Source organism: Roseibium algae, assembly GCF_037783265.1.
In the GTDB taxonomy this organism is placed as follows: Bacteria; Pseudomonadota; Alphaproteobacteria; order Rhizobiales; family Stappiaceae; genus Roseibium; species Roseibium algae.
Genome location: NZ_JBAKIA010000005.1, coordinates 264,869 through 284,469, shown reverse-complemented (window position 1 = coordinate 284,469; position 19,601 = coordinate 264,869). Strand labels below are relative to the sequence as shown.

General features: G+C 55.4%; 21 protein-coding genes. 20 read left to right on the top strand and 1 reads right to left on the bottom strand.

Translation table 11 applies throughout. The annotated features are described in order from the left end of the window. Positions 1-102: 102 nt before the first annotated feature. On the bottom strand, positions 103-1,425 hold the full coding sequence (locus tag V6575_RS10260) for a pentapeptide repeat-containing protein (protein ID WP_340274218.1): 1,323 nt from the start codon (positions 1,423-1,425) through the stop codon (positions 103-105). 32 nt (positions 1,426-1,457) lie between these two features. Between V6575_RS10260 and V6575_RS10255 the strand changes: the two genes are divergently transcribed. The 20 genes from V6575_RS10255 to V6575_RS10160 all read left to right on the top strand — a co-directional run bounded on the left by V6575_RS10255 (position 1,458) and on the right by V6575_RS10160 (position 19,598). Continuing rightward, positions 1,458-1,730 (top strand): hypothetical protein, encoded by a 273-nt coding sequence (locus V6575_RS10255; RefSeq protein WP_340274217.1) that lies wholly within the window; start codon positions 1,458-1,460, stop codon positions 1,728-1,730. Next, on the top strand, positions 1,727-3,079 hold the full coding sequence (locus V6575_RS10250) for a hypothetical protein (RefSeq protein ID WP_340274216.1): 1,353 nt from the start codon (positions 1,727-1,729) through the stop codon (positions 3,077-3,079). The genes V6575_RS10255 and V6575_RS10250 overlap by 4 nt, the downstream gene beginning before the upstream one ends. After that, complete coding sequence (locus V6575_RS10245; RefSeq protein WP_340274215.1) at positions 3,076-3,684, top strand: transcription termination/antitermination NusG family protein; 609 nt, start codon at positions 3,076-3,078, stop codon at positions 3,682-3,684. Before V6575_RS10250 ends, V6575_RS10245 begins: the two co-directional genes overlap by 4 nt. 201 nt (positions 3,685-3,885) lie before the next feature. Then, complete coding sequence (locus V6575_RS10240; protein ID WP_340274214.1) at positions 3,886-4,467, top strand: phage tail protein; 582 nt, start codon at positions 3,886-3,888, stop codon at positions 4,465-4,467. Positions 4,468-4,611: 144 nt separating this feature from the next. Beyond that, positions 4,612-5,202 carry a hypothetical protein gene (locus V6575_RS10235; RefSeq protein ID WP_340274213.1) on the top strand — a complete coding sequence of 197 codons (591 nt, stop codon included), beginning with the start codon at positions 4,612-4,614 and terminating at the stop codon, positions 5,200-5,202. Further along, positions 5,199-7,199, top strand: coding sequence for a terminase gpA endonuclease subunit (locus V6575_RS10230; protein WP_340274212.1), 2,001 nt, complete (start codon positions 5,199-5,201; stop codon positions 7,197-7,199). Before V6575_RS10235 ends, V6575_RS10230 begins: the two co-directional genes overlap by 4 nt. Next, positions 7,200-8,837 carry a phage portal protein gene (locus tag V6575_RS10225; RefSeq protein WP_340274211.1) on the top strand — a complete coding sequence of 546 codons (1,638 nt, stop codon included), beginning with the start codon at positions 7,200-7,202 and terminating at the stop codon, positions 8,835-8,837. Beyond that, positions 8,834-9,100, top strand: a complete 267-nt coding sequence (locus V6575_RS10220) for a hypothetical protein (protein ID WP_340274210.1) — start codon at positions 8,834-8,836, stop codon at positions 9,098-9,100. The genes V6575_RS10225 and V6575_RS10220 overlap by 4 nt, the downstream gene beginning before the upstream one ends. Positions 9,101-9,115: 15 nt before the next feature. After that, positions 9,116-10,168, top strand: a complete 1,053-nt coding sequence (locus tag V6575_RS10215) for a head maturation protease, ClpP-related (RefSeq protein ID WP_340274209.1) — start codon at positions 9,116-9,118, stop codon at positions 10,166-10,168. A 3-nt stretch (positions 10,169-10,171) separates the two neighbouring features. Then, a complete protein-coding gene (locus V6575_RS10210; protein WP_340274208.1) occupies positions 10,172-10,552 on the top strand; it encodes a head decoration protein in 381 nt (126 codons plus the stop codon). 12 nt (positions 10,553-10,564) lie between these two features. Further along, complete coding sequence (locus tag V6575_RS10205) at positions 10,565-11,581, top strand: major capsid protein (RefSeq protein ID WP_340274207.1); 1,017 nt, start codon at positions 10,565-10,567, stop codon at positions 11,579-11,581. 111 nt (positions 11,582-11,692) lie between these two features. Further along, positions 11,693-12,055 carry a hypothetical protein gene (locus V6575_RS10200; RefSeq protein WP_340274206.1) on the top strand — a complete coding sequence of 121 codons (363 nt, stop codon included), beginning with the start codon at positions 11,693-11,695 and terminating at the stop codon, positions 12,053-12,055. Between the two features lie 8 nt (positions 12,056-12,063). Then, positions 12,064-12,441: a hypothetical protein gene (locus tag V6575_RS10195; RefSeq protein ID WP_340274205.1), complete on the top strand. Its 378-nt coding sequence runs from the start codon at positions 12,064-12,066 to the stop codon at positions 12,439-12,441. Continuing rightward, positions 12,438-13,247: a hypothetical protein gene (locus V6575_RS10190; protein WP_340274204.1), complete on the top strand. Its 810-nt coding sequence runs from the start codon at positions 12,438-12,440 to the stop codon at positions 13,245-13,247. The genes V6575_RS10195 and V6575_RS10190 overlap by 4 nt, the downstream gene beginning before the upstream one ends. A 2-nt stretch (positions 13,248-13,249) precedes the next feature. Next, positions 13,250-13,780: a baseplate assembly protein gene (locus V6575_RS10185; RefSeq protein WP_340274203.1), complete on the top strand. Its 531-nt coding sequence runs from the start codon at positions 13,250-13,252 to the stop codon at positions 13,778-13,780. A gap of 11 nt (positions 13,781-13,791) precedes the next feature. Then, positions 13,792-14,025 (top strand): hypothetical protein, encoded by a 234-nt coding sequence (locus V6575_RS10180; protein WP_340274202.1) that lies wholly within the window; start codon positions 13,792-13,794, stop codon positions 14,023-14,025. Continuing rightward, the gene (locus V6575_RS10175; protein ID WP_340274201.1) at positions 14,012-14,404 is read left to right on the top strand and encodes a GPW/gp25 family protein; all 393 of its coding nucleotides are present in this window, start codon (positions 14,012-14,014) and stop codon (positions 14,402-14,404) included. Before V6575_RS10180 ends, V6575_RS10175 begins: the two co-directional genes overlap by 14 nt. 12 nt (positions 14,405-14,416) lie before the next feature. Then, complete coding sequence (locus V6575_RS10170; RefSeq protein ID WP_340274200.1) at positions 14,417-15,268, top strand: baseplate assembly protein; 852 nt, start codon at positions 14,417-14,419, stop codon at positions 15,266-15,268. Next, positions 15,265-16,368, top strand: coding sequence for a phage tail protein (locus V6575_RS10165; RefSeq protein ID WP_340274199.1), 1,104 nt, complete (start codon positions 15,265-15,267; stop codon positions 16,366-16,368). The genes V6575_RS10170 and V6575_RS10165 overlap by 4 nt, the downstream gene beginning before the upstream one ends. Beyond that, positions 16,368-19,598 (top strand): DUF4815 domain-containing protein, encoded by a 3,231-nt coding sequence (locus V6575_RS10160; protein ID WP_340274198.1) that lies wholly within the window; start codon positions 16,368-16,370, stop codon positions 19,596-19,598. The genes V6575_RS10165 and V6575_RS10160 overlap by 1 nt, the downstream gene beginning before the upstream one ends. The last annotated feature ends 3 nt before the right edge of the window (positions 19,599-19,601 follow it).

The window sequence follows — 19,601 nt, the reverse complement described above, 5'->3', positions numbered from 1 at the left end:
GGTTTCAAAACTGAGCGCATAAGACCAGAGCGTGCGGTGTGGGGCAAGGGCGTGGTCCCGGATCGGGGGCAGGGAAGGCGGGTGGTGTTGGGCGTGGGGAGGTCAGTCGCTCGGGGTGGTTTCTTCTGCCTCGGTGCGCTGTTTCCGTTCGAGAGCAATGCGGGATTGGAATACATTCATGTCTTCACCGGGGAGACGATAGGTGATGGCCTTTGCAATTTGGTCAGGCATGTTTTTCGGCGGCTGATCAGAATAGGCAAAAACATTGGAAATTTTCGTTTTGGTATTGAGCTTAATTTCAGCCAGATCAGTCTTGGAGAGGTCGGCAAAAAACAGATCTGTGTTGAAGAGTGTGCCCCCCCAGAGTTCTGCGCCGGACAAATTGGCATCCGGCAAATGTGCTTGAGACAGATTGCTATGCCAAATAGTAGCGAAGGACAAATTGACGTTCACAAAGATTGCGCCATACAGATTGGTGCCGTTGAGGTTTGCGCTAGAGAGATTGCCTTTAACAAGCCTTGCTCTGGACAGATTAGCCTCCGAGAGGTCTGCACACCATGTGTCGTCTTTTTCCATGCTGATCGCGTTTCGAGCGTTGTTGCGAAGCCAACTTGCTGTTTCCAGTGCCTTTTGAAGGTCTGGAGGGAAGGGGCCGTAATCTGGATCCTGCCTTTTCCGTGGGATCGGACTGAAAACCGGTTTTCGCGCTTTGCTGCGCTCCCGTACAAAGTCGAACAGCAGATCCAGCACGATGATGTAAGTTTCTTTGGGGTCGCTCTTGACCAGCTCTTTGAGCGCATAAATCCCCGCGAGACGGACGGACAGCTCATAGCTCTCCAGCATCTGCGCGCCTTTTTGGAAGCGGTCGATGATCAGACCTTTTTCCGCGATTCTGGTTTGATCGTTGGCGATGTCAGCCTGACGGGTGGCGGTTCGTGTGCGGCTCCAGGCCAGCAACAATGCAGGGATGGCTATCACGATCAGACCAAAGTTGCGGACGATGGTCGAAGCCTTTTCCCAACAATCCCATGTCCATTCGACCTCCCAATTGGCTGCGATCAGCAGAACCAAGCCCAGACCGACAAAGCCAAGCATTATGCCTGCGATGACGGTTTCGGGCGGGCGAAAACCGGTGTCACTGGGGGCGGAATTCGTTTCCGGTTTCGGCGCTTTCGGGGCTGGCTTGGCGGCGTCAGGAACGCTCATGCGGCGGGCTTTCAAACGGGTTTTAAAACTGAGCGTATAAGACCAGAGCGTGCGGTGTGGGGCAAGGGTGTGGTCCCGGATCGGGGTCCGGATAACACTCTGGGACGGCAGGTGGTGCTGAGTGTGGGGAGCCGTGGCTGGTTTCCGAATACCGGGCAAGGCCCGCAAGGCGAGCAGCCGCCGAGAGCTCAGCCCGCGTTTGCGCAGGGCTGGCCGCAAGGCTGTGCGCCCGTGAACGGGAGGTGTGCATCATGAGTGATCAAGCCATGACATGGGCGATTGCCCAGGACGTGCCGGACCCGGACACGCGCGACGTTCTCCTGACGCTGGCCAATGCCCATGAGCGCGGCGGGCTGTGTCTGCCGACGGCGGAGGTGTCCCGGCGGGTGCAGATGGATCATTTCCGCGTTGCGGCAGCGCTGTGGGACCTGCGCAATGCAGGATTGATTGTGGCGGAGGGCATCGGCGGGCTGATGTCTGTCACGCTCGGCTGTGATTTCGAATGTCAGGAGGTGGGGGGATGAGTGCCTATCTGCTGGGTGTGGGCTTTAAAGCTGACATGGGAACATGTGCGCGCAAGCTCTTGCTTTTGAAGATGATTGACGCCTGTGAAGATGACGGTACGCGGATCTATCCGGCGGTTTCGACACTGGCGCGTGCGGCGCAAGTTTCCAGCCGCACTGTGCAACGTGAAATCAAGTTGTTTCTCGATACGGGGTTGATCCGGCAAGTTCGGGAAGGGGGCAAGGGACGCCGGTCCACGAATGAATATGCGATGAATCTGGATGCGCTTTGGGAAATCGCCAAGGTGGGCTGGGATGCTTATGTGGGAGCTGTTGCCGAGGTCGCTTCTGATGAGAACGCTGGTTCGGATGCTGATGTTAAGGGTGACAGGGTGTCACCCTTAACTGCTGATCCTAAGGGTGACATGGGCGACGCGCTTAGGGTGACAAATGGGTGTGTTAAGGGTGACACCAGATGTCACCCAACCCCTCCTTTAGACCCCTCCCTTTACCCCTCCATTGAGAGAGCGTGCGAGCGGGCGGATGCAGGCGCACCTGTCGGCGCGACAGGGGAGGCTGGGGTAGCGGTAAGCGAGGCCGAAAACGATACGGCAAGCGGCACCCCAAGCAGCACGCAAAGTGAAACTGGGCCGACGCGGAAGACGTGGCTGGCCCGGCTCAGGAGGGCTCATGCCACGTGGCCCAGCCACGCGACCGACAGCCGGGAAACCACGGAAAAGGCCTGGTTCGACTTGAGCGAAGCGGAGCGACACGCTGCAACGGTCGGGATCAAGCCGTATCTGGAGCTCAATCGTAAATTGGGCCGAAAGCTGATCGTTGGTTTTCCGAGGTATTTGAAGGAAAAATGCTGGGAAAAACTGGAGCCTGTTGCTGGCGATTGCGGCCAGAAACGCGAGGTGTCTGCGCCTTTCGGCAAGCTTTGGGGCGCTGCGCGGATGGTGGATCTGCTGAGGGAGCCATACGGCCATATCCCGCCAGCCAAGGGGTTTTTGAAGACCTTTCTGGAGGCTGGTGGGCCAAAGGCAGAGCGGGAGAAGCTGAGGCGGCAATCTGAATATGGCTGGCCGGAAGTGAACCGGATGCACGCGGACGCCAACCGTTGGCGCGGGGCGTTGGTTCCGGCGCATCTTGAGCCTCTTGCGGATTGCTTTGAGCAGGTGCGGGTCGGCTCTGAGCTTTGGAATGCCTGGGCCGATCTGCATGAGGCCCGTGGCTGGCCGTGGCTGGGGGATTGCCGTCCGCGTGAATGGGTCTGGATGCCTGCGGGGGCGGATGTGGCGGGGGCTGTGGATGAGTTCGTGCGTGCGGTTGAACGGTTGGATATGGGCCAGAAGGATGCGGCGGAATGAGCAAGTTGCAACAGATACCGGTGACGCGGGCGTTGATGGCGGATTATGGGCTTTTGAAGCAGTTGGTCGGCTGTGCCGGGATCGACTGGATCGTGATCCGGACCAATCCGGCCTGCGAAATGCGGGCTTTGGAAAGCCTGCGTGCGGCGGGCCTGATCGCCTGGTTGCCGATGGTGTCCGAGACGCGCAAACATGGGCGCAGCAAGACGATCAGCGATGCATCAAGGCCGCTTTGCACGCGCTATTTGTTCGTCGGGCTGGACCGGATGGGCGGCAAGGACAGCAATCTGGCGCGGGTTTGTGACGGTGTGGAAAAGATTTTATCGTTCCATCTGGACAGCCGTCCGCACATCGTTCCAAAAGCGCAGATGGCGGTGATTGTCGATCAGGTGCGCAAGGCGCAGACGAACCGAAAATATGAGGAATTACAAGGTTTTGACATTGGTTCGAAGTTCATGCTGCTGACCGATGCGTTCAAGGGATTTGAGGCAACGGTGACCGCTTATGATGCGGCGAAGGGCATGGTCACGGGCACGGCTTTGATGCTTGGGCAGGAGGTTCCTGTGGTTGCGCCTGTTGACAAGATCCGGGCCGTGGGCAGATGATTGCCGCAGGATGAATTGTCGGATCCTTAGAGCCTGGGCTGTCCCTCTGGACGTCATTAACAGAGCGATCTAAGCGGCGATCCCGGCCAACACAAGACACCGAAACGGTGGAGTTGGCGCGACGGTTTTCTATGGCGCAAGGCAAATAAACAGTAAACAGGTGGCTCGCAGGGATGCGGGCCTTTTTCGTTTGGGGGCGCGATGAGCGAATTGACCATGCGGTGGTCTGATGTCTCCGGGCTGAAGGCAATGAACAAGGCGCTGAAGGTGCTCGGCTCGAAACGGTTTGCCGGTGTGAGTGCGCGGGCTATCAACCACTCGGGTGCCAAGGGCAGAACCCAGAGCAAGAAAAAGCTGGTTGCTCAAACCGGGTTGAAATCAAAAACGATCAATAAGGCCATGCGGGTCAGGCGCGCGTCTGCGGCCAATGTTTCCTATGTCATCAAGGCAACCGGTGGGGATATCTCGCTGAGGCATTTTGGTGCGCGTGAGACAAGGCGCGGCGTTTCGGCCAAGCCGTTCAATCAACGGCAGATCTTCAGGGGCACGTTCATCAAGGGCGGGCGGTTCCCTGCCAGGGTTGGGCTTGGTCTGAAGGGGCAGGTGTTCAAGCGGGATGGCAAGGCACGGCTGGGCATCAGTAATATCAAGTCTGGCGTAATCATTCCCAAAGAGATGGTGCGCGGCGAGACAGCCAAGGCATGGCAGGGCACTATCGCCCGCTTCCTGCCTCAGCGTTTCGGCCATGAAGTCCGCCGCGCGACCGGGAAAGTCTTCGGCTGACGGATATGGTTTTAGGGACCGTAAAACCGCCCCAAAAACAGACGGGGCGAAAGCAGCCCGGAAAACTGTCTGCGTTACTCCTCGAAAAGTTGGGTTGTCAGGGTTGTCAGGCCGCTGAGTTTAGTTGTCAGGCGAGGCGGTGCGATGGAAGACGAAGAGCTGGTCTTTATCACTCCTGCGGATGTTGCCGCGCGGGATGGAATTACTAAGCAGGCCGTTACAAAACTGGTTCGCACCCTTGTCGATCAGCATGACATTCCGGTCGAGCGTGATGGACGGGGGCGGATAGTCCGGTTTTCGCAGGCTCATTTCGATCATCATCGTGAGCGGTTCGGCTCATCGGAAAAAACAACCGCTGCCAGAAAGTCGAGCAAGCCGGTCGCCGGTCCTTGTCTGGACCCGGCCTCGCGGGACGAAGCCCTGCGGCAAGAGGCCTGGCTCAAAGTTACGCGCGCCAAACTGCAGCAGCAGGAAGAGCGTGGAGCGCTCATTCGTTCGGATATTTTGTTAACGGCAGTTCAGCAGTGCGGTCGTGAAATCCAAAGTGCGGTCGCGAGGTTGCCTAATCATTCAGATGACCTGGCTATGGAAGTGTCCAAAGAAGGCGCACATGGCTTGCGGGTTGCCTTGCGAAAGATCGCGTTCGACTTGAATCAGCGTGTTGCGGAGCAGCTGGAAGGCATCTCAGACAACGCGCCGGTCAGTGACCCGATGATTGAAGAGGTGGAAACTTGAGCCATCATCCGGGTGCCTTGGCGTTTCTGTCCAGGGAATTGGCCAAGATCATACGTCCAGTTCCGCCGATGCCGTTTCGCGATTGGCTCGGCTCGAACATTGTTCTTGTCGATGGTCCCAAAAAGGGTGAGTTCTGGTCGCCTGAAGACGCGCCTTATCTGCTGGAGATTGCCGATTGCCTGTCGATAGAGAACCCTTGCAACTATGTGACGGTTCGAAAGGCTCAGCAGACGGGTGTTTCAATTCTGGGGCTGTCGTGGTCGCTCTATCTCGCTGACGAAGCGCCGGACAATATTCTGTATGCGGTTCCCGGCATAGATGCTCTGCAGGACATGAACAGCGGTAAACTTCAGCCGCTGATTGACAACTGGCAGCGAAAGACGGGCAAACGGATTATCGATCCGCCAACGAACAAGACGGGGACCGGATCCACTACTTATGAGAAGAAGTTTGCAGGAGGTTCGCTTTTCCTCGGCAACACGAATTCAAAAATGGACATGTCCGGAAAGACTTCGAGATACGGAGTCAAAGACGAGGTATCCAAGTGGGAGCTTCTGAAAACCGGCGAAGATCCTGAGACGTTGTTTTTCGGTCGTTTCACGGCGTTCCGCAGAACGAAATCGTTCAAGATCTTTGAGCTTTCAACGCCGGAGATCGATACAGGCGATGAGCTTGGAGAAGAACCGGGACATTGTCGCGTTGACCGTTCGTTTATCAGGTCCGACCAGCGGTTCTGGAATATCAGGTGCCCGGAATGTTCATTTGAACAGGCTCAATTTTTCCAGAACTTCAAGATCAATGAGGCGCACCCGCATAAATCGACCTATGTCTGCGAAGCTTGTGGACATGAAATAACTGAGACCGAGCGTGTTCTAGCCGTTCGCAAAGGCCGGTTTGTCGCAACAAAGTCTGGCCCAGACCGTCATCCGGGCTTTCATGTTGATGCGTTTGCAAGCCTGATGATGAGCTACGGCGACATTGCCGATGACCAGATCAAGTCGAGGAGCCTTGGCGAGGCTGGCGAGAAGGACTTTTTCAATCTGGTTCTGGCTCTGCCTTATGCAATGAAGGGCAATGCGCCAGACTATCAAAGGCTGATGGAACGGCGAGAGGACTATCCGCGCGGTGTCATCCCGGCAGAAGGCTTGATCGTGAGCGCCGGGGCTGATGTGCAGCACAACGGCATCTTTCTTGAAGTTGTTGCATTTGCGGAAGATAGGCAGACCTGGACTGTCGAGGCTGAGTTCTTTCCTGGAGCCACCGATGATCCGGGACGCGGTGCATGGGTGTTGCTGGACGCCTTCGTCTCGCAGCCGCTTACAGATGCATATGGCCAGAAGCGAAAGATCGAAGCGCTTGCGGTTGATTCCGGTGACGGTGGCCGGGCAAACCAAGTCTATGAATGGTGCCGCCGTGGCCCAGATCGTTATGCGATCAAGGGGCTTGGTGGGCGCGGTGTTCCTGCCATCGGGCAGGCGTCAAAAAAGTCGGTCACACGCAAGGGAAAGCGAAAACGGTTTGGTTCGGTGATGGTGTGGCCGGTTGGCACATGGTCTCTGAAGTCAGAGCTTTACGGCAATATGCACAAGCCTGGTCTTGCAGCCGGTGAGCCTTGCGATCCGCCTGGATATTGTCACTTTGCGATGTGGCTCGGCGAAGAATACTTCAAGCAGATGACGGCTGAGTATTTCGATCAACGCCTCGTGCGAGGGCGGATGATTGAAGAGTGGAAGCCTCTGCGCAGGGATAACCATTTTCTCGATTGCCGCATTTACGCGATGGCGATGGCAGAGCATCTGGGCATGAGCCGTTTGCGCCCGGAGCAATGGGCTGCATTGAGAGCGCGTCTGATACCTTCTAGCGCGCCTGATCTGTTTGAAAATGTGGTCAAGGCAATCCCGACTTCGGAGAAATCCGAGGTTGGGCCATTCAATACCGTCAAAGCATCGGGGCGACCGCCACGGCGTGACAAGTTCAAGAGACGCAAGGCGCAATAGATGGTTGAACAAATAGGTTTGGTTGACCGCCATGGCCAACCGTTGCGCGCAGGATCAAATTTAACGCGAGCGACCTCCCGCTATCTACGTGACACGCGCTCAGGTGTCATCGCTGCACGTTCGTCATCTCTTCGAGATAGCCGTGACGATATTCGTCAGTCCTGGGGACGGGCTGCTGGACTTGCGATTGATCTCATCCAGAACTCAGGGCGTTTAAAGGGGGCTGTTGACCAGGTTCTTGCCGACACTGTCGGAGTTGAACTGCAGTTGTCACCAAAGCCAAACCTGGACGGCTTAGGGTACGATGATAATGAACGAGCTGATCTGATCCGGCTTATCAAAGAAAACTGGAAACGCTACGCTTGGGATGCAGCGGAATGTGATTTCAGAGGCAAGTTTACGCTGCCTCAGTTGGTTGATGTCAGTTTGCGATGGAACATGGCCTATGGGGAAATTACGGGCCTACTCGATTACATGCCAACGAAAATGCGATCACGATATGGGATCACTTCGGGAACCAAACTCTGCCTCATTCCGCCGACAAGGCTGGTCCAGGACACCCGTGATTTTGAAAACCTGTTTCAGGGTGTCTATCACGACGAAAATGGCAGACCTTCTGGCTACCTCTTCGCCGAACGCACTGGTGCTATGGTTCGGAATGTTCGCCATCCTGCGCGGGATGCAAGCGGTCGCCAAATCGTTTTGCATATTTTTGATCCGCAGGACGCGACCGATGTCAGAGGTATCTCTGGGATAACGGCTGGCATCAAGAAGCACATACAGCATGAAATGTTGGATGATGCGACGCTTCAGACGGCCATTCTTCAAACGGTTTTCGCTGCAGTGATCACAAGCGATCAGCCTGAGGCTGATGCATTTGAAGCCCTGGAGAGTTTGAAGGATCAAGAGTTCGGCGAAGGCGCGGACATGGTCAAAGGGGGCGAATACGCGGCTGACATGATTGCTTACATGCAATCCAATTTGGACAGGCTCTCCGAGAGCGCGATCAACTTCAGCGCCGATCCGCAGATTTCGCACCTCGGACCTGGTGAGAAGTTCGATATCAAGACAGCAGGGACACCCGGTGGCCAGTATTTGCCGTTTGCTGCGGCTTTATCTCGCGACATGGCGCGCGCTATCGGCATTACATACGGCGGTCTTACGATGGACCACAGCAACGCGACTTACTCATCCGTTCGCATGGAGACGTCATCAATCTGGCCAGTTGTGATGCGCCGACGCGAACGGATTGCAGCCCCGCTTTGTCAGTCAGTTTACGAGAGCTGGCTTGATGAAGAAATCGGCGAAGGCCGTATCCCCTTCAAGGGTGGCTATCGAGCCTATCTTGCAAACCGCTCGCGGGTAAATTGGGCTCAGTGGCAGGGACCAGCCAAACCGACAGCCGACGATTTCAAGAGTGCAAAAGCAGCGTCGGAGCGGATTGAAAATGGAACGTCTTCGGTTGACATCGAGACGACCGATTTAGGGCATGATCCGGAAGAGATATTCGATCAGCGTCTTACCACACACAAACGCTATATCGCTGCCGGGATGCGGTCCCCCTATGAACCTCGTGGAACAGCCTCCGCAAATGATGCGCTCATTGATGGGTCCGCCAAAAGGGATGGATCTACATGAGTATATCTCCACTCACGAAAATTGGTGCCGATCAGGTTGATATCAACAGGCCCTGTGATGTCGCACTGGCGTTGCGCAAAGTGCAACTTGCTGTCGTTAGCGGTGACAAATCAGAAACCATCGAACTTGGCGGTGAACGGGTCACTTACACCAAGAGCAACGCTTCAGGGTTGGCGGATCTTATTCGCCACTATGAGGGGCTTTGCCGAAAACTCAACGGACGGGCTGGACGGCGCGGTGCCCGTCCAGTGCGGTGGCGTTAACAAGGAACTTCAGACATGCCGGTTTATGTAAACGGTGAACTCGTCTTGTACGGGTTCGTTGGCGATAGCTTATGGCGTGAAGGCTTTACCTCAAACGAGGTTTTGCAGGCCTTGGCGGAACACGGGTCAGATGAAGATCTGTCGGTTCGGATCAACTCCGGTGGTGGATATGCCTTCGAAGGTCAGGCGATCTACAACGCATTGTATGCCCACAAGGGCAAAGTCACGGTCTATGTGGACGCTATCGCAGCATCGGCTGCCTCAATCATTGCGATGGCTGGTGATGAGATCGTAATGCGCGCCGGATCTGAAATGATGATCCATGATCCTTCAGGCCTCACATTTGGGACAGCTGACGAGCACGAGAAAGCAAAAACCGCTCTGGATAAGCTCGGCTCTCAGATGGCGTCTGTCTATGCGGCGCGCAGTGAAAAAAAGACCGACGATGTCCGGCAGGTCATGAAAGATGAGACCTGGTTCACTGCTGAAGAAGCGGTTGCGTCCGGATACGCAGACAAGGCCGATGTCGCAAAAGCAAAGCCGGTGTCTGCCTTCGATTACCGGATTTACTCCAACGCACCAGGCCATCTGGTCGCCCTCTCATCAGACAAGGGCTGGTCGTTGAGCTCAGCGGTCAGTCTCAATGCGGCGTCTGTCGCACCCACCGGCCAACAGGAGACCCCAATGGCTGATCAAACCGGGGCGAAAGAAAAGCCCTCCGATACTGAAACGGTGAAAGCGGCAGCTGCCGCCGATACAAAGGCCCGGATCAAGGAAATCACAAGCCTTGATGAAGCAAAAGGGCGTGGCGAAATGGCAAATCATATTGCCTTTGAGACGGACATGGATGTTGTTGCGGCTAAGGCAATGCTCGCGGCTGCCCCGAAAGTTCCTGAGGCATCCGAACAAAGTCAGGAGCAGGATGGCGCAAATCCTGCGGCCTACGAGGCGGAGCGCCTGCGGTCATCATCGCAGTCAATGCCTGGCCAAAAACAGCCAGGTGCGGTGGCTTCCATTGATCGGGGCAATATCTTTGCGTCCCGTGCAGCAACCATGAAGGGGGCATAAGCCATGGGCAACAAGGAAATGGGGCCGCGCGCTCTTGCTTTTCTTCTTTCAGAGGCGTCCGGCAAGCGATCACTCGACACAACCACGATTGCGTCAGGGGAGGGTGTCCTTGAACCCGGCACTGTCTTGGGGAAGGTCACGGGTTCCGAGAAATATGTTGCGTCACCAAACGCCGAGGTTGCGGGCAAGGAGGGCGCTGAAACGGCGTCCGCGATCCTTTGCTACCGGGTTGACGCAACCAATGCTGATGTTGAGGCGGTGCTGGTCACTGCCGATGCGGAGGTCAAATCGCCGATGCTCGTGTTTGCGGCATCTGTCAATGACACAGACAAGCAACAGACAAAGCTCAAGCAGCTGCGTGCTGTCGGCATCAAAGCGCGATAGGGAGACGCTCACATGGCGGGTATGGATATTTTCAATGATGATGCGTTTCGGCTGCAGTCATTAACGGCAACGGTGAACAATCAGCCTTATCGTCCTGGGCAGATCTCTGCATCGGGTATCTTTGAAGAAGGCAGCGTGACCACCACGGTTATTTCCATTGAAGAGCAAGATGGAAATCTGGGGCTCGTCGAGCCCAGCGAACGCGGTGGGCCCGGAGAGACAACGGGCGACGATAAGCGCAAGTTGATCCCCTTTAATGTTCCGCACTATGAGCGGGATGATGCAATCAAGGCTGATGAAATTCAGGGCATCAGGGCATTTGGGACCGAAAGCGAAACCGAACAGGTTCTGGATCGCTTTCGCAGCAAGACCCAGCGGCATCTGAATGACCTTGATATGACCCTTGAACATCAACGTGTCGGAGCAACCAAGGGCATTGTTGTCACCAAGTCCGGACGGGTGCTTGAAGACTGTTACCAGCGTTTTGGCATAGGGGTTCCTGCGCCTATCAATATGGCATTGGACAGCGATGGAACCAAAGTCGATGAGCTTTTGGAAAAGGATGTTGCCTGGTCGATCGAGGACTCTCTGGACACGTTTTACGACGGGTTCCATGTGTGGTGCGGGCGTGAATTCCATTTGAGTATGTGGAACCATCCGCGCATTCGCGAAACCTATCTTGCGACCAATGGGGCGTCTGCCCTTCGTGGGCCTGTGCCAGACAAGTTCGAAATCGGCAAATTTATATTCGAGCGTTACAAGACCGGTAAAAAAGCAAAAGCTGACCTGGGCACGTCCTACATCGCCGATGATGAGGGGTGCGTTACGCCAGTTGGCGTTCCGGGTCTCTTTATCACACGCTTTGCGCCAGCTGATTACATGGACACTGTCAACACGCCGGGTTTGCCGCGTTACTCAAACATTGTCGTGCGCCCAAATGGTAAGGCTGCTGACATCGAGGTTCAATCAAATCCGATTTCACTGTGCACGCGGCCAGGTGCGCTCCGGACTTTGAAAATCTCGATTTAACCAGTCCAACGGACCTCACTCAGACAATAGAACCCGGAGTGAAACACTCCGGGTTTTCTTTTGCAGATCCAAGCATCGTGCGCGGTGTTTCGATGTTGAACGGAGCTTATCATGGCCGCAAAATCCAGCATGCTGATACAATTTCCACGTGGGGGAACAATTCCCGCAAAGGTTCTGGGAGCCAAAAAGGATCGCGTCTGCGAGCCTGGCGAGCCGGTAAAGGTTCCAAAGACTTACGCCACCCACCTTATCGAGCGGCGCATTGCTGTTGCTGCCGAAGAAGCCTCACGTTCCGGGCGAAAAGCGGTGCCGGAGAAGAAAGACGAAGCCGATCCGTTCACTGAGCTGAAAGCCGCAGTGATTGAAGCTGAAAAAGGGCTTGATGCGGCTGATACGGATGAAGAAAAAGCTGCGGCTCAGGTTCTTCTTGATGAAGCCACGCAGGCTCTGACTGACGCCGTGTCCGGTAGCTAGGAGGGTCTATGTCCGCTCTCTTTGACGGCCTGCGCAATAGTTTGACGACAGCAGTCGATGGCGTGCTCGCCGAGCAGGTCCAGCTCAACTTTGTGAAGGACGGTCGTTCTGATCCAGCGCGCCCGGTTGTCACGATTGAAGCGGTCTTGAGAACCCGCGACCAGAGCGTCGGATCCCTGAGCGGTGGCACTTCCAAAGGCTGGTCAAGCGATATTGCGACAGGCGGTGCGGTGTTGAAAATTGACCGAACGAAGTATCCGGATCTGGATCTACGCAAGGGCGACCGGGTCAAGGCTCTGGATCGCGCCGGGTGTCCTGTTTTTAGCATCCAGACCGTAGACGCACGCAATCACGTGCGCCTCATTGTGGAGCTCGGTGACACATGAGCCTTTGCAGAATAGCCGTCCGCCGCGCCTGTGTTTTGGCCCTCAAGGGTCGAACGTTGGCGGGTGACAATGTGCTAGACAGTGAGATCGGGGCTGTTGAAATTGACCATTTAGGCAATCTTGCTGTCAGCGGGAAGGGGCGGTTTATCGCCGTTTACACTGACCAGGCAACCGGTAGCAATGACGGGCAAGGCTCGCTTTACGACAACGGCAAGCTGCTTCTGCGGATTGAATTCGGCATCACGGAACAGATGTTGATAGATGAGGACGATCCAGACAATCCGGGGCAAACGATCCGATCCGTTGTGCCTGGCATCCCGTTCACCAGTTCGGCAGCAGAAACCTATCTCGATCTCTTAGGCGCTCAAATTGTCAGGGCGCTTTCCGATCCTAAAAGCGCCCCGGCTGACATTTTTCGAGGGCTGTTTCAGGGTAGCATCCAGATTGATCGGCGTCGCGAAAGTGATGGCGAGGGGCAGGCGGTTGCCGCGCAACAGATCGCCTTGACAGGCGTTTTGTTGCCAGACCCGATTACTGAGGACGATGCACCGGATGGCGGTCCATTTTCCCGGTTGCTGGCTCTCCTGGAGGCAGGATCGGGCGATGACCAGCGGGTCGCTGGCTTGATGCGTTCTGAATTGAAAGCCTCTGGGGAAGCCTGGGAGCAGGCTCAGGAACGGCTTGGACTGACAAATGCCGCATTGCTTGGTCTGGCTGGAGACACAGCCCAGTCAGAGCAGCCCATAGCGAGCGTCGTTCTGGATATTCCTGGCCGACAGGGTGAGTTTGTTTCAGGGGGGGCGTAAGAATGTATGACATTCTTCTTCGCCAACGTGCTGATTTGGAAATGTTGAAGACGGCTTTTGGCAATTCGTTGAAAGTTGGACCGATTGAGGTGGTTGATCCTGCCAGAGGATATCGGGTCAAGTTGGCTGATGGTCCGGATGGGCCGGTGCTTTCGCCGTTCTATCCTCATCCCGAATCTGGCGGACAATCGCTTTCCTGGATGCCCCTTTCAAAGGGGCAGATCGTCGGGGTCGTCAATCCATCGGGAGATGGTCGCCAAGGTGTTCTCTTGCGCGGCGGATTTTCCGGAGATGCTTCTGCACCAAGTCAGGATCTTCTGGCTAATGTTTTAAAAACCCTAGGCATAACCATCACCATCAAAGATGGAAAGCTGAGACTGCAGGGAGACTTGGAAGTCGAAGGCAATGTTCGTCTGGTGGGCAACGTTGATTTCGAAAGCGGTCATGTTGAGCACAACGGCAAGAACATTGGTGATGACCATGTTCACAAGGGCGTAGTGCCTGGCGGTTCGACGACAAAAGGGCCTCTCTAAGGGGAATTCAAATGACAAAAACGACTTATGCGGTCGCGCCTGGCGTGGCCTTTGTCAATGGTGCGCGGGTGCCTGAAGGCGGGGTGGTTTCGCTCACGCCTGCAGAGGCTCGGTTCGATCTTGGATTAGGCCGGATTTACGTGTCCAAGCGGAAAAAACGACAGTCATCGGTCCCGTCCGACAAGGAGCATATGAAGCCCATTCCCGGCAAAGATATGCATGGAGGCGGGGATGGTGGGGATTGATCGGAACACATTCCAGCCGATCAACAACCTGTCCTCTACGCTGCAAAGCGTTGAGGTGATTTTAACCACGGGAATTGGCGAGCGGGTGATGCGGCGGGAGTTTGGAGGGGGCGTTGTCCATTTGCTTGGCCGTGCGCTTACCCCGAAGCTCTTCAATGCGTTTCGGCAACTTGTCGGTCTTTCGATTGATGAACATGAGCCACGGCTAACGATCCGAAAAATTGGAATTGACGGAACGGTCGATAACCTTCGCGTCGGTCGGGCGAGTTTACGGATTGAGGCTGATTTTCGGCCTCGTGCGCATTTGGGCGACCCGACAGTGGAGAGAGCAGTCAATTTTTCGCTCTCATTTGCAGGCGGCAAGGCCACAGCTCTCTAGGATTTCTTGACGATGACGGATCTTGATCAGCTTCCTCTGCCCCAGGTGATTGAGAGCCTGGGTTTTGAAACTGTTCTTTCGGACCTGGTTGCGGATGCTCGGGAAAAACTGGCTTCGTTAGGTGTCGATTGGGATGTGGGTGAGCTGGAAACCGACCCGGTGAAGGTCGTTTTAGAGATCGCGGCCTATCGAGAGACCCTTCTGCGGGCACGCATCAATGAAGCGGCGCGGTCTAATCTTCTTGCTTTTGCAAGTGGCAGTGACCTCGATCAATTGGTGGCCTGGTTGGGCGTGACCCGCTTGGAGGGGGAGGATGATGCGCGCTTGCGCCTCCGGTATCAGCTGGCAACCAGTGGCCGCTCAGCAGGTGGGCCTGAGAGCCGTTATCGAGCGATTGCGCTGGGAGCTAGTCTTGACGTTCGAGATGTCGCCATTTGGCGTGACGGGCGAGACCCTGCAGTTCGCGTTGCCGTGCTTTCGTCCGTTGGTGGCGGCGCTCCGACACCGACGTTGTTGTCAAATGTCTTGCAGGCTCTCAATGCGCCGGATGTGCGCGTTGTATCCGATACATTTGTGGTTTCTTCAGCGGTTCAAAAGACTGTTGATGTGGTCCTGTCAGTTCGCCTTGCCCCGGATGCAAGCGAGGAAATTCTTTCAAGGCTTAAAGCCAAGATTGCACTCGATTGGCTGACTGAGGATTTATTGGGTTTCGATCTGGCACGCTCTTGGATCGTGGCGCATGCGATGCAGCCAGGTGTTACTGCCGTTGAAGTTTTGGAGCCGAAGCAAGACACGGTTGCACAACCTTATGAAGCTATCGGGCTTGGAACCGTCAGCATTGAATTTGCGGGACGTGGCCGATGAGTTCTTTGATGCCACTAAATTCGACACCGTTCGAGCTTGGCCTGGCAGATGCTGTGGATCTGGGGCCTCGGATCAGTTCTGGAATTGCCTCTATCCCTGGTTGGAAAGTGGTCACGAAGCCAGCGGCGTTGTTGCCGTTCCTTGTTTATGAATATGGGCTAGAGGATCTACGACCCTTTATTCCGAATTTATACGAGCTGGTTTCCGAAGGTCGGCAATGGGCCAGAATACGCGGAACGCATGGATCTATTACCCAGGGCCTTGGCTGGCTCGGATATTTCGGGACAATCGAAAATCCACCAACTCGCCGCAATGCCTGGGCCGACTTCCAGCTCAATCTCGACCGTATACGGGAAGATGAGGATGACTTGCCCCGGATCGAGGGGATTGTTTCCCTTTCAGGCCCGGCCAGATCGCACTTTCGGCGCGGCGTTCATGGTTATGACGTACCGGCTGCGGAGGGTGGTTTTACGAGAATTGGTTTTTCAATTTTCGGGGATGACAGTGGCGCACGGATCGATGGTGGTCGTGCAAAATGGTCTTTTGGCAGAACCTTCGTGCTCCAAGGGAGCCTGAAAGAGCCTGACCTAACTGAGCTGGAGACTTGGATACCAGAGGTCATAGGCTCGCTTTGGGCGGATATGCAGTTCCTTTGGTCTGAGGCGAATTTCGCCTGGTCGTTACCTGCAGAGCAGGCTCGGCGTCAGACTATCGGGGCAGCGCTCGATCATCGACCGACTTTGATCCGGTTAGACAATGGGGATGGGGGGATTATCGGCTATCGCCGTGCCATTGCTCGTACTGTGTCATCAATTCCCGCAGGTCCTTATGTCGTTGATGGCGTCGGTTATGCGCCGGATGAGGATCGGCCTGAAAAGCTGCTTGTTCAAGCAAGGACGGGCTTTGGAGATGGTGCCGGCCAAACGGTTTCTGATGCGTTTGTCGTCTTTGATGCTGAGCTAGCACCTGGTGTGCCTGACGGGAAACTCTGGCTTGAGCCGAGCGAAGTTCTCGCTGGCATTGAAACGGTATCGGGGGCCTTGACCCTTGAACTCGGGGAAACCTCCCGTGAACACATTCAATTTCTTTTGGGGTTCTGATGTTCGAACATAAATCCGGTTTACCGGCAACGCATGATCGTGGTCCTGAGAATCCAGATCGCACGGGACTGGTCTTTTCTGAGGGCAATTTTCTTCAAGGTTCTGAGCTTAACGAGCTGCAAACAATCTTGCGAACGCAGGTCGCAAGCGTTGGTGATCTGATTGCCAAAGACGGTGATCGGCGCAGTGGAGCGGGAATTGTTGTGGTTCCTGACGTGAACCCCTTGGACCCGAACGCGCCAGCTTTGACGGCAACGCTGCAATTTGAAGCCGGTCGTGTTTATGTCGGCGGGCGCGTTTTGCTGATAGAGGCGCGTGAAATCGCAAATGTCTCGATTGTCGGTGATGTGCGCGCCGGTGTTCGTCTTCAAACATCTTATATCACCCATGAAGATGACCCAACACTTCTCGGCCTGGAGCCTGGTACGCTTTCTGAAAATGAGCCTGGGGCCGCGCGGGAAGTCCAGGGCTTGATTTGGTCGATTGAGGGGGACGGCGGGGTTGGTGACTTCTTTCCGGTCTACCTCTTGCACGCAGGTACGGTGATTGATCAGGCTCCGCCACCGTCACTGACAGGCGTTCTGGAGACGCTATCGGTTTATGATGCCCAGGCAAATGGGCACTACATTGTGGATGGTTGCAATGTGGTGCCTCTTGGTAAGGATGGAGCCGATCAAGTATTTTCAATCACGGCAGGCACGGCGAATATTCAAGGTTGGAAGCGTAAACGCGAGGCGGCGATACGTTTCCCGGTGACGGAAAAACCGCAGTTGGAAACAATTGTTGCCGAGCCGCATGTCTTCGCCACTGCTGGGACCTCGATTATTGAAGTTTCCCGACCTCCCATTGCGGTGGTGACTTCTGCGATTGTCACGAAGCAAATCACTGAATCTGTAATTCGGGGAGCTGTTCCGGGAGGATCTGATGGCCTTAGTCAATCATCCATCGTTGAAATTCAAAGTGTGAAGCAGGGGCAGGTAACCTTCGATCCTTCGGAATACTCCTTGACCGGTGACATGATTTCATGGGCACCGGTGGGTGATGAGCCTCTCCAGGCTTCAACTTATTCGGTTACCTATCTTTACAACGATGTGGTCACGCCTGATGCCGTGAGTGAGACCAGCGTTACCCTGTCGGGGGGTGTCCAGGGTCGTTCCGTTTTGATTTCCTACACGTCGAAACTTCCACGGATAGATCTGGTTTGTCTCAACCTGGAGGGATTGCCGGAATATGTGGAAGGGATCTCGGCACGAAAGGGAGCTTTGCCCCCAGCTGCACCTGCGGATCTTCTGAAGCTTGCGGAGGTCCATAATGACTGGCAAGGGACACCTGAGATCATAGCTAACGGGACGAGAAACTATACCTTTGACCAGCAAAGGCGGTTCTTCGATTTCCTGATCAAGATGGCCCGACAATTTGACCGCTCGGAATCGGAACGTGATGTGCAATCGCGGGCTGCCGTTTCTGCGGACGGAATATTCACCGAATCCTTTACAGATGATTTTTATCGGGATCAGGGCGAGCCTCAAACAGCGGCGATCAATCAGGGGGTTTTGCAGTTGGCTGTCGACGTTGTCGGCGTCCAGGCAAGTGAAGACCTTGCAGCTCTCGATTGGACCGAGACCGTTCTGGTTGCCCAGGGTCTGGCGTCCAGCGAAATGAAAATCAACCCATATGCAAACTTCAACACCATGCCGGGTGATCTGCGGTTAAGCCCACCGGTTGATTTCTGGACCGACCACGTCACTCAATGGGCCTCTCCGGTCACGCAGGAATTTACCGCGGCACCGGATACGCCTCCAGGCACGACAAGCTTGAATGAAGAGGTTTCCGAGAGCGTGTCCAGTGCCAAGGTCCTGCGGCAAATCGATATCAATTATGATCTGGCAGGCTTCGGAGCAGGTGAGAACCTTGAAAGTCTGACTTTTGATGGGATCGATGTCACACCTGCACCTGTCCTTGTTGCTGATGGCGTTGGACAGATCTCTGGAACTTTCAAGATTCCTGCGTTGGTGCCTACAGGATCGCGGGTGGTGCGTGCTCAGGGAGCGGCGGGGTCCTTTGCCGAAGCCTTTTTTGTCGGTGAGGGAACGATTGAGACAGAAGTCATGCGGCGCGTAACGCTTGTTTCGCGCGCAGCTCCTCCTCCGGTTACGATCATTAATAATATTGTGAACGTCACCAATACGGTCACCAATAACAATGGAGGTCAAAATGACCCTCTTGCCCAAACGTTCAGTCTCGTGGCTGGTGGGCATGTTGCAGGGGTCGATATCAGGGCCGGAACCATCGGAAACCCGGACAATGGTGTTCGTGTTCAATTGGCAACCACGTTGAATGGTTATCCAACAAATGAGCTTCTGGCCGAAACCTTCCTGCCCATGCAGGGGGTCAGTCCGGGTGATATTTTGCAGGCGCGTTTCGATGTGCCCGTCTATCTGCCTTCAAATCGGCAGTTTTGTTTTGTCGTCCTGACAGATGATGCCGATCATTCTCTCGCTATCGCTCGGGTTGGCGAGGTTGATCCGGAAAATCAAACGCGGGTTTCCAGCCAGCCTTATACGGTTGGCGTCCTGTTTTCATCATCAAACCGCCTTGCCTGGGAAGCGCACAATGATGCGGATCTCTGGTTCAACATTGTGGGGGCGCAATTCAGCCCTCTGGAAAAGACTGTGGTTCTTTGGACGGGAGAACTTGACCGGGTTTCGGACATCATTGTCCGTGGGACCGTCGACATTCCGACCGGCGCTGCTCGCTTCCGATATGAGTTGGTGAGAGAGAATGGTGATGTCCATGCACTCGCGCCTGGCCAGTCAATTGAATTCGATGATTTTCTTACCGAAACGGTGACATTGAGGGCCGTTCTTTCCGGCTCTGCGGACGTGTCGCCAATTCTGTATCCCGGCACAAGTTTGGTTTTTGGACGGGTCCGGAGCGAAGGGACTTATGTCTCCAGAGTGTTTCCGATTGCCGGGGGCACAAAATGCGTCGCGGTCTTTGCCAGTTCTCAGCCAGCCGGGTCTGAGATTGATGTCCGTGTCGATCAGGCTGACGACAATTGGCAAGGCCTTGCTCCTGTGAGCACGAGACAACTCGGGGGCGGGTGGAATGAGCCTGTCCATGAGCTTGATGCTTTCACTGCCCCGCTTGGTGGCCGTGTGCGTGTTCGCCTCTCAGGTAGTCCGGCGGCGAGGCCTTCGATTGCCCGGCTTAGGGCCTTCGGTTTTTAAGGA